The sequence below is a fragment of the Ruegeria sp. CK3 genome, from assembly GCF_056536565.1.
In genome coordinates, this window is sequence record NZ_JBQFPV010000005.1 from 343,847 (window position 1) to 353,043 (window position 9,197).

The 9,197-nt window shown below is 56.3% G+C and carries 8 protein-coding genes; 3 read left to right on the forward strand and 5 right to left on the reverse strand.

Annotation, left to right across the window (positions count from 1 at the left end; genetic code table 11):
• Nucleotides 1–81: 81 nt before the first annotated feature.
• The 3 genes from ACR0C3_RS09335 (at nt 82) to ACR0C3_RS09345 (ending at nt 4,569) form a co-directional block, all read left to right on the forward strand.
• On the forward strand, nt 82–1,053 hold the full coding sequence (locus ACR0C3_RS09335) for a helix-turn-helix domain-containing protein (protein ID WP_480758167.1): 972 nt from the start codon (nt 82–84) through the stop codon (nt 1,051–1,053).
• A 110-nt stretch (nt 1,054–1,163) separates the two neighbouring features.
• A complete protein-coding gene (locus ACR0C3_RS09340; protein ID WP_425084739.1) occupies nt 1,164–2,570 on the forward strand; it encodes an aldehyde dehydrogenase family protein in 1,407 nt (468 codons plus the stop codon).
• A gap of 22 nt (nt 2,571–2,592) precedes the next feature.
• Nucleotides 2,593–4,569 carry a copper amine oxidase gene (locus tag ACR0C3_RS09345; protein WP_480758168.1) on the forward strand — a complete coding sequence of 659 codons (1,977 nt, stop codon included), beginning with the start codon at nt 2,593–2,595 and terminating at the stop codon, nt 4,567–4,569.
• A gap of 308 nt (nt 4,570–4,877) precedes the next feature.
• Here the strand turns inward: ACR0C3_RS09345 and ACR0C3_RS09350 are convergent, their stop codons facing one another.
• From ACR0C3_RS09350 to ACR0C3_RS09370, 5 genes are all read right to left on the reverse strand, one after another.
• Entirely contained in the window at nt 4,878–5,066 is a 189-nt protein-coding gene (locus ACR0C3_RS09350; protein ID WP_170375314.1) for a DUF2783 domain-containing protein, read from the reverse strand.
• Nucleotides 5,067–5,070: 4 nt separating this feature from the next.
• The gene (locus ACR0C3_RS09355) at nt 5,071–6,684 is read right to left on the reverse strand and encodes an FAD-dependent oxidoreductase (protein WP_480758169.1); all 1,614 of its coding nucleotides are present in this window, start codon (nt 6,682–6,684) and stop codon (nt 5,071–5,073) included.
• 41 nt (nt 6,685–6,725) lie between these two features.
• On the reverse strand, nt 6,726–7,676 hold the full coding sequence (locus ACR0C3_RS09360) for an MBL fold metallo-hydrolase (protein WP_480758170.1): 951 nt from the start codon (nt 7,674–7,676) through the stop codon (nt 6,726–6,728).
• Between the two features lie 37 nt (nt 7,677–7,713).
• Nucleotides 7,714–8,973, reverse strand: coding sequence for a fumarylacetoacetase (gene fahA, locus ACR0C3_RS09365; protein WP_480758171.1), 1,260 nt, complete (start codon nt 8,971–8,973; stop codon nt 7,714–7,716).
• Between the two features lie 37 nt (nt 8,974–9,010).
• The coding region (locus ACR0C3_RS09370) for a homogentisate 1,2-dioxygenase domain-containing protein (protein WP_480758172.1) at nt 9,011–9,197 on the reverse strand (187 nt) is incomplete at its 5' end.

The following is a 9,197-nucleotide window of genomic DNA, read 5'->3' on the forward strand; positions in this document are numbered from 1 at the left end:
TACAAATTGCAAAACGTTTTGCTGAAAACTCACATCACGGGTACTCTTTACGCTGATCCAGTCACAGCAAGCCCAACACCCATGAAGCCACAACCAGACAGCGCATATTTTAAACCGCTTGTGCGGACGAATTTGCGTTCACGATCTGTGGAAGGTTTTTCTCGGGAACTGGAAAAGATCTGCGGGCAGTTTGCTGTCGAGTCCAGTGTTGCCACGCACGGACGTATTGACGGGGATATCTCCACCTTGCCGGTCTCACGCTTTGAGACGGCAATCGTATCGCTCGACGCACAAAGGGTTTTTCGGGACGAGCGTATGATCCGACAAGACCCCGGAGAGCACTTGTTTCTTCTCATCCAGGATAAGGGAAACTGCCGTATCCACCAGAATGATACATCGGTTTTGCTGGGACCGGGCGACATGTATCTGGTCGACAGCGCGAAACGCTCCGAGTTTGTTTATGACGGGATGAACTCGCGTCAGGTCTCGATCCATTTGCCACGCGACGAGATGGTCCACAGGTTCGGTGAGATCTGCACGGGCGGTATTTCGGTAGACCGAAACGACCCCCTGTTTTTCGCCATGCGTGCCGTGCTGGCCAAGATATTTACCGAGGAAGCTGCTGTAGCCCCACATTTGGGCGAAGCCTTTCTGAGCTTGTTAGGCGCGTATTTCCGCTGTGTCAGCCATCAGGAAGACCAACGCGGGCGAGAAGCAAACGCGGTCCTCTCGCGCGCTCTTCAAGTGATTGAACAGAACGCGATGGATCCTGCATTCGGACCGCAGGCATTAGCCGAAGCATTGCAGGTTTCGCCTCGGACACTTCAGCGTCATTTTGGAACCCTTGGGGAAACCGCCAGCAAACGCCTTATGACCGTGCGGCTTGAAACAGCGAAAGCCCGGCTAAAAGAGGTGCACTCTGACGTAGGGCGCGACACGATCGCTGCGGTTGCGTATGATTCCGGTTTCAACGACCTGTCGCATTTCTACAAGGTCTTTCGGGAACGATTTGGTGTCTCACCGGGGGCGGTGCGGAAGAATATGTCGTCCTAAGCCATAATATTTGGCGCAAAACCCCAAGACTCGACCGACCGGTCGGATAATAGTACTCCCCAGCCTTGCTGCGTTCGCGCACAGGCATCGCGATTTAGGGAGGACAAGCCGTGATCGAATACGATCTGACTATCGGGGGTCAACCGGTATCTACCGCCACCAGCTTTGACGTATTTAACCCGTCAACCGGTGAAGTCGCAGGGCGTGCGCCCAACGCGACAAGCGCTGATCTGGATAATGCTGTCAAAGCTGCGAAAGTTGCTTTCGAAAGCTGGTCGGCCAAATCGGACGAAGAACTGCAGGCCGCATGCGAGGCCGTAGCGCAGAAGATCGGAGAGCATTCCGAGGAACTCGCACAGATTATTACAGCCGAACAGGGTAAGCCGCTTAACGGGCTTGGATCGCGCTGGGAAATGGGCGGGGCAGGGGCTTGGGCAGGATACACTGCCGGGCTGTCCTTACCAATGAAAGTGCTGCAAGATAACAACGAAGGCCGCGTTGAACTGCACCGCAAGCCGCTGGGCGTTGTGGGGTCGATCACCCCTTGGAACTTCCCAGTGATGATTGCGATCTGGCATATCATGCCAGCGCTGCGCACCGGCAATACTGTGGTTATCAAACCCTCGCCTCTGACCCCATTGTCGACCCTTCGCCTTGTTCAGATCATGAACGAAGTACTGCCTGCGGGCGTCGTGAACGTGATCACAAGCGACGACAAAGGCGACAATATCGGAGGGGTCATGTCGGCCCATCCCGATATCCGTAAGATTGTCTTCACTGGTTCTTGCGCTACTGGGCAAAAAGTCATGGCCTCGGCCGCGGAAACCATGAAACGCCTGACCTTGGAACTGGGGGGCAATGATGCCGGTATCGTTCTGCCCGACGCAGACCCGCAAGCGATTGCCGAAGGTTTGTTCTGGGGCGGTTTCATCAATAACGGCCAAACCTGCGCTGCGATGAAACGTCTTTATGTCCACGAAAGCATCCATGACGAGGTTTGCGACGCCCTAGTGGCCTTCGCCCGTAATATCCCGGTGGGAGATGGCATGGACGACAATGCGATCCTGGGTCCGGTCCAGAACAAGATGCAGTTTGACAAGTTCAGCCGCCTGGTGGCCGATGCGAAAGAACGTGGCCAGGTCTTGCTGGGCGGTGCGCCGGGCGACGGGCTGTTCTTCCCTCCCACGATCATCGCGGGTCTGAATAACGGCGATCCGTTGGTCGATGAAGAACAGTTCGGCCCGGCGCTGCCAATCATCAAGTATTCAGAAGTGGAAGACGCAATTGCGGCCGCCAATGACAGCCCGAACGGGTTGGGTGGCTCGGTTTGGTCGTCCGATATCGACGCCGCCAAGGCCGTTGCCAGCCGCATGGAGTGTGGCTCGGTCTGGATCAACAAACATGGCGCCATTCAACCCAATGCCCCGTTCGGCGGGGTCAAATCATCTGGCGTTGGTGTCGAATTCGCGGACGAAGGTTTGGCCGAATACACCGATATCCAAGTCGTATTCAGCTAAGAACAAGACAGGAGAGGAAGAGATGAAGATCAGAAGTATCCTTGCCACAACTGCACTGGGCGCCGTTTTCGCCGGCAGCGCTTTGGCACATCCCCTGGACGGGTTAACGCCGGACGAACTCCAGCAAATCAACACGATCCTGAAAGAAAGCGGCACCGTCACCGACGAGACACTGTACCCTTTGATCGATCTGCACGAGCCGTCGAAAGCCGAAGTTCTGGTTTGGAAAGAAGGCGAGGCACTGGATCGCAAGGCGATGGTGCAATACACCACCGACGAAGGATTCAGCGAAGCTATCGTGAACATCACGCAAGGCACCGTTGAAGAAAACTTTGCCATCGAAGGCTCGGGTCAGCCGATGGTATTGTTTGCGGAGTTCATCGGTGCACTGGAAGGGGCTTTGGGTCACCCGGATATGATCGCGGGGCTCGAAGCGCGTGGCCTGACAAATGAAGACGCGTTTTGTCTGCCGCTGACAGCAGGTAACTTCTTTACCCCCGAATTCGATGGCACCCGCCTGATGAAGGTGCCCTGTTATCAGAACCCGACGGGCTCGAACTTCTACGCAAAGCCGATCGAAGGATTGTTCGCAATCTACGACATCGGCAAGCAAGAGGTTGTCGAGGTCATCGACACCGGTGCGATCCCCCTGCCGCAAGACGCCTGGGGTTACACGGCCGAAGAGGTGGCCGAACGGGTCGAGTTGCGCCCGGAAGCCAACAAGGTTCTGCTGACGCAGGAAGGTGGCCCGAATTACACTCTGGACGGCAACCATCTGGATTGGGACATCTGGCGCATGAATCTACGCGCGGAAAAGCGTGCGGGGCTGGTCGTCTCGAACATAGATGTCAACGATCAGGGCAATTGGCGTTCGATCATCTATCAGACGCATCTGTCCGAAGTGTTTGTCCCCTATATGGACCCGACAGAGGGGTGGTACTGGCGGACCTATATGGACAGTGGCGAATATGGCTTCGGTCTGTTCCTGACGCCGTTGCGTGCGGGTGTGGATTGCCCTGAATATGCAACCTTCCTTCCTGCCGTAATCGCGGATGACGCAGGTATGCCGCTGGAAATTCCGGATGCGATCTGCATCTTCGAGCGCAACATTGGTGACCCTGCTTGGCGCCACTTTGAGATCTTTGCACAGACGCCGGACAACTTTGTACCCGCAGAGGGCCGCTCGGAAACCGAATTGGTTGTGCGCACTGCGTCAGAGGTCGGTAACTATGACTATCTGATCGACTACCGCTTCAAGCAGGACGGTCAGATGTTCATCAAGATCGGCGCAACCGGTCTGGACGCGGTCAAAGGCGTGGTTTCGACCTCGATGAATGATGAAACCGCTGCGGAAGACACCAAGTATGGCACGTTGATTGCACCGCATCTGGTTGCGGCCAACCATGACCACTATTTCAACTTCCGGATCGACTTTGACATCGACCAGCCGGTCAACCACATGGGGTTGATGGAAATCGTCCCGGCCGAAATACCTGCGGACAGCCCGCGCAAATCGATGTGGACCTGGCAGCATGTGATGCCGGACAGTGAGCTGGACGCGCGCTATCGCTTCAGCGCGTCCAAACCGCGTCACGTCCATATCTCGAACCCGCAATCAGAAGGGTATCTGGGCCACACTCCGGGTTGGATGATCCACCACGGCTCGATCGCATACGGTCCGTTCGACTTTGAAAGCGACCCTCCGTTCAAACGTAACGCCTATATCGAGTACTCCTCGTGGACGACTGTCTATGACCAAGAGCAGCGCTATGCAGGTGGCAAATATGCGATGCAAAGCGACGGTTCTGACACGCTGGCGGAATGGGTTAAAGAGGACAAGCCGCTGATGGGTCAGGATATTGTGTCCTGGTTTACCGCAGGGTTCCACCACATCCCGCGGATGGAAGATTGGCCGGTCATGTCGACCGAGTGGAAGACGGTTCACATCATGCCGTTCAATTTCTTCGCGCATAACCCCGCACTGACAATCCGCGAGTGATTGATGGCAAATGAAACTAAAAGGGCGGCCTGCAATAGGCCGCCGATTCATTTTGTTTCTTCTTGTTTTCTGTTATTTTTGCAGCGCCGAATGCAGACCATCCAGGATCTGATCAGCCTGCTCGATCGATGTATGATTAGGGGCGGGGGAAGGATGATGTCGTTGGCGTCGATCCGTACCCAACGCCACCATCCTATAGCTATTGATAGATGCGGCGCATTTCGGGCGCGAGTTCCGGGTCTTTCGGGGCGAAATGGTTTCGCTGGTCCCAGTACAGCCGAAAAGTCGACGGGCCGGCAACCAAGAGGTCAGTTTTCCTTCGCGGCCTTCAGTGCCTGGTTAAGTGTTTCTCGATCTCCGATGTGATTGGAGAGGATGAGAATGAGGCGCGCGTTCAGGGCTTCGCTTTCCTCATCCGACAGCCCTTCATGCACTGCGATGAGGTCTGCATAAAAATCATCCGGTGAATACAGGTTTGGTTCGGTAATCAGGGGCATCAGCTTATTCCTTTCCGCAGGCTTTAAGGACTGCTGAACGCAGAGCAGCCTCGTCGTAATCGCGCCAGCGCGCCGCGACATGCTGATCGGGGCGGACGAGGTAGACCGCCTGGCTTTCCGATCCAAGGTAACGTTCCGCTACTGTGTCCGAAGCCGTAAGGGACACGCTTCTGACCGTGATACCGTCGATATCGAGGTTGTTCGGAACTTCGGTGTTAAGTGCCAAAATCACGAAGTCGTTTCCAAGCTGATCCAGAAGGAAGCCGTCGCCAACCGGGGCATCCTTGCATGGAGATCCCACTCTGGACGTGTCAGGACCTCCTGCGAGGTCATCCGCTCCGTTCAGGGACGAGTGATCATAGGTACAGGGCACTGACAGTCGCCCCGAATTCACCAGAGGCCGCGCAAATGTATGGCGTTCGGCCAGACTAAGCACAGCGTCCCGGAAATTCTTGCTTACCTTCGATTTTGGCGTGATGAAATCAGTTGAGCGGGTCGAATTAAGTATGTTTTCGTCCGCTCCGTAGATCCGTTCGTCATCATAGGTGTCCAGAAGGCTTTCCGGTGCCTTGCCCGAGATAACGAGGCCAAGCTTCCAACCAAGGTTGTCGACGTCCTGAAAGCCGGAATTCGCGCCGCGTGCCCCGAAGGGCGACACTTGATGCGCCGCGTCGCCAGCAAAAACAACGCGCCCGTGGCGGAATTTGTTCATACGCCGGCACTGGAAGGTGTAGATGGATGACCAGACCATTTCATATTCGACGTCATCGCCCAACATCGCATCCAGCCGCTTGCGGATGTTTTCCTCTTTCAACTCCTCCTTGCGATCGACATCCCAGCCGATCTGGAAGTCCACGCGCCACACGTCATCAGGCTGTTTGTGCAGCAAAGTCGAGGCGCCGGACTTAAAGTAGGGCTCGAACCAGAACCAGCGTTCTGTCGGGAATGTGTTGTTCTTCATCCGGATATCAGCGATCAGAAAGCTGTCCTGAAAAACCCGGCCTTCAAATCCCAGATCCAACATGTCGCGTGTTGGCGAACTTGCGCCATCGCAGGCGATCATCCAATCCGCCTCAAGCTGGTAAGGCCCGTCCGGAGTTGTGACGGACAGAACAACATGGTCGTCCTTGACGTCTACAGCTTCGACCCGGTTCTTGCCTCGGATTTCAATAGGCGCGCCGCGTTCCTGTTCCGCGCAAATCGCTTCGAAAATGAACTTTTCGAAATAAGGCTGCTGCAAGTTGATGAAGGCCGGGTTGCGATGGCCGGATTCAGGCAGAAGGTTGAACTCAAAGACCTTTCGGTCGTCCTGAAACACCTTCCCAACATTCCAGACGACCCCTTTGTCGAGCATTGGCGCGCCACAGCTATAACGGTCGGCGATTTCCAGTGTTCGCTTGGCAAAGCAGATGGCACGGCTGCCCATGCCGATCCCTTCGTGATCGTCCAGAACCAACGCCGGAATGCCCTGTCGACCAAGGTCCAGCGCGGCGGCCATTCCGATAGGACCGCCTCCGACGATGACAACCGGGTGGCGCACCGCAACGGGCGCGTCTTGATCTTTTGATTTCTCATAAGGGTAAAGCTTGAAGGCGAGGGAATATCGGTCCTGAAGCATCGAAATACCTAGCTTGTTGAGTTCGGAGGAGATGAGTGGGTTCAGCCTTGCAACTGTTCCCACATTTCCAGATCACGTTTGTCAGTCCAGATGCGAGGGTGGGCGATCCCCCGAGCTTCGTCATAGGCACGGCTGACGTTGAATGGCAGGCAGTGCTCGTAGATCGCATAGTCCTTGAACTTAGGATCGCAGGCGTCGCGAACGGCATCCCAGGCGTCTTTCAGACTGCCGCCTTTCATCGCAACCCTTTTGGCGGGTTCGTAGGTTGAGTTGACGAAGTCGCGGGTGCTTTCGATGGCCCGTTCGACCGCTTCTTTGCCGATCAGCGCGCCGCCGCGACCCGGTGCGATGGCGTCGACGCCATAAGTTTTGATATTGTCCAGCGTCTGGCCCCAATCGGCAAAGTGACCATCCCCGCAATAGCAGGCCGAGTGGTCCTCGACGATGTCGCCGGTGAACATGACGTTCTGATCAGGCACATGGATCACCGCATCGCCCGCCGTATGGGCGCGGCCGATCTGTTTGATATCTACGCGGCGGTTGCCTAGATAGACCGTCATGCTGTCGCTAAATGTGGTTGTGGGCCAGGTCAGGCCGGGGATGCTCTCATGACCTTCGAACAGGCGCGGGAAACGCTGGAACTCGCTGTCCCAGTCCTCTTGCCCGCGTTCCACGACCATCGAGCGTGCCACATCCGACATGATCACCTGCGGCGCGTTGAAGGCCGAGGCGCCCAGAACGCGCACCGCGTGATAGTGCGTGAGCACAACATGGCTGATCGGCTTGTCGGTGACTTCACGCACCTTCTCGATCACTTTGTTCGCCAGACGCGGGGTGGCCTGCGCCTCGACAATCATGACGCTGTCGTCGCCGATGATGACGCCCGAATTCGGGTCACCTTCGGCAGTAAAGGCCCACAGACCCTCGCCGATCTCATCGAAGGTGATTTTCTTTTCTGTCATATCGCCTTGCGATGCGAATGCTTTAGCCATGGGTTTCCTCCGGTGCCCGAGCGGGCGATTTTACGTGTCAGTTGCGTTTGTAAGGATCGTCAAGTGCTGCGAGGACTTGCCCCGTGCAATCGCCGAAACCGATCCGATAGCCGTCACCTATAGCGGCGCCCGTCAGGGTTAGGGTGTCTCCGTCTTCAACGAAGCTGCGGGTCTCACCGGTGTCGAGAGTAAATGGCTCTTTGGCACCCCAGCTGAGTTCCAAAAGGGAGCCGCGATTGTCCTTTTCCGGGCCGGAAATTGTGCCCGAGCCCAGCAGATCGCCGGTATTCATCGGGCACCCGGACGTGGTGTGATGGGCCAATTGCTGAGCTGCCGAATAATACATCTCATTGTAATTGGTTCGGGCAATGGTTGTAGCCGCCTTGCCCTTGGGAGCCAACGTGACCGACAGGTCGATGTCGTACAGCATCGGGCCAAAATCCTTCAGGTGGTCCAGCAATTCGAACTCCCGCGCAGGGGTGTCGCAGCGGAATGGCTCAAGCGCAGCTTTGGTCACGATCCAGGGGCTGATCGAGGTTGCCGTGGCCTTGGCCTGGAACGGCCCCAGAGGCTGGTATTCCCAAGCCTGAATGTCGCGGGCAGACCAGTCGTTCAGCAGTACGTAGCCAAAAATGTTGTTATCCGCCTCTTGCACGGAGATCGGACCATCCGAAGGGGTTCCAACGATGGCGCCCATCTCAAGCTCAATATCGAACCGTTGCGACGGGGCAAACCGGGGCAGGGCGTCGCTTGGACCTTTCAGCTGACCCCAGGGGCGTCGGATGTCCGTGCCCGAAACAACCACTGACGATGCACGACCGTTGTAACCGATTGGGATGTGCAGCCAGTTCGGGGGCAGCGCGTTTTCTGGCCCCCGGAACATGGTGCCAACGTTGAAAGCATGATGTCGACCCGCGTAGAAATCTGTGTATTCGCTAACGGCGAAAGGCATATGCATCTCGGCATCGTCTTGCGCGACGAGCAGGGGCTCAACTTTATGCTGTTCTTCGGCGTCTTCGGCCAACAGGCTAATCAGCCGGTCCCGCAATGCCGCCCACACAACCGGACCCTCTTCCATCAATGGATTCCAGAAAGGCAGATCGAAAAGAGGTTCGTTGCTCAGCACGATCAGGCCTTCGACCTCGGCGGAAGAGACGTCCAGTATCATATCGCCGATGGCCACGCCACAACGAGGTTCGCCGCCTTCGGTCGAAAAAACCCCGTAGGGCAGGTTGTTCAAGGGAAAAGGATGGGCTTCATCATTGGCCGATATCACCCAGGAGTTCATCAAAGGCATTCTATATCCAGACTTTGTCACGAGCGGATTAGTTGTTTCACTTTTTGCCGGGCGTGCCGTCGAATTTCTTTTCGATGTCTGCCCAGCAGTCGATGTAATCATCCTGCAAGGGTGCCTCGGTTGCGGCAAAGGCGGTCAGATGCTGCGGAAAGCGGGTTTCGAACATAAAGGACATCGTGTGGTCCAGCTTGTCCGGCCCCAGATTTGCGTTTGAGGCTTTTTCG